Source organism: Myxococcus sp. CA051A, assembly GCF_013336705.1.
GTDB lineage: Bacteria > Myxococcota > Myxococcia > Myxococcales > Myxococcaceae > Myxococcus > Myxococcus llanfairpwllgwyngyllgogerychwyrndrobwllllantysiliogogogochensis.
In genome coordinates, this window is the sequence record NZ_JABUMS010000070.1 from 1 (window position 1) to 680 (window position 680).

1 protein-coding gene is annotated in these 680 nt (G+C 70.7%); it reads left to right on the plus strand.

Features of this window, described 5'->3' with window-relative positions; genetic code table 11:
• Nucleotides 1-680, plus strand: a 680-nt coding sequence (locus tag HUA74_RS44945) for a phosphopantetheine-binding protein (protein WP_174459513.1), incomplete at both ends; no start/stop codon positions are given.

The following is a 680-nucleotide window of genomic DNA, read 5'->3' on the forward strand; positions in this document are numbered from 1 at the left end:
GGCCTCGGCTACCTCAGCCGTCCCGCGCTCACCGCCGAGCGCTTCCTCCCCGACGCCTTCTCCGCCATCCCCGGCGCGCGCCTCTACCGCACCGGCGACGTCGCTCGCTGGCTGCCTGACGGCTCCCTCGAGTACCTCGGCCGCGCCGACTTCCAGGTCAAGCTGCGCGGCTTCCGCATCGAACTCGGCGAAATCGAGGCCGCGCTCCTCGCCGCTCCCGGCGTCTCCGATGCCGTCGTCGTCCTTCGCGAGGATGCTTCCGCTCCCCGCCTCGTCGCCTATCTCGTCGCCTCCGCCGAGTTCGACACCCAGGCCTTGCGCGCTTCTCTCTCCGCGCGCCTGCCCGAGTTCATGGTGCCCTCGGCCTTCGTGACGCTGCCGGCCCTGCCCCTGTCCCCCAACGGCAAGGTCGATAGACGGGCCCTCCCGGCTCCGGACCTGAAGCCTCGCGAAGCGGGGGACTTCCTCGAACCCCAGACTCCGCCACAGCAGGCGCTGGCCCGCATCTGGACCGAATTGCTGGGCGTGCCGCGCATCGGCCTCCGCGACAACTTCTTCGAGCTGGGCGGCGACTCCATCCTCGCCATCCAGGTGGTCTCACGCGCGCGTCAGGCCGGCCTGCATCTGGCCGCAAACCAGCTCTTCCAACACCAGACACTGGAAGCGCTGGCGCGCGTGGC